Origin of the sequence: Mesorhizobium sp. M5C.F.Ca.ET.164.01.1.1 (assembly GCF_004792125.1) — a bacterium.
Lineage (GTDB): Bacteria > Pseudomonadota > Alphaproteobacteria > Rhizobiales > Rhizobiaceae > Mesorhizobium > Mesorhizobium wenxiniae.
Window position 1 is genome coordinate 1 of record NZ_SRTG01000421.1, and the last position, 312, is coordinate 312.

Annotated in this window: 1 pseudogene; it reads right to left on the reverse strand. The window is 68.6% G+C overall.

The features are described from left to right. Nucleotides 1-312 (reverse strand): annotated as a pseudogene (locus tag EN807_RS34095) (DeoR/GlpR transcriptional regulator); the annotation flags it as partial.

Below are 312 nucleotides of genomic sequence, written 5' to 3' on the forward strand. Positions count from 1 at the left end.
CTGGCCGCGCGACAGCACCATGCGGGCGAACTCCGCCTCTTCCAGATCGTAGTCCATCAGGCCGGCGACGGCGTCGACCGCGCCGATGGAGATCACCGCGTGGCTGACGGAGAAGCGGCTGACGAAGTCGATGGCCGAGACGCCGAAGGCGGCGCCGGAATCGCTGCGCAACTCGCCGCCGGCCATGTAGACCTTGTTGCCGTTGACGGTGGCGAGCGTGCGGGCGATGTCCGACGAATTGGTGACGACGGTGAGCCGCCGGTGGCCGAGCAACTCGCGGGCGAGGAACGAGGTGGTCGTGCCGGTATCGAG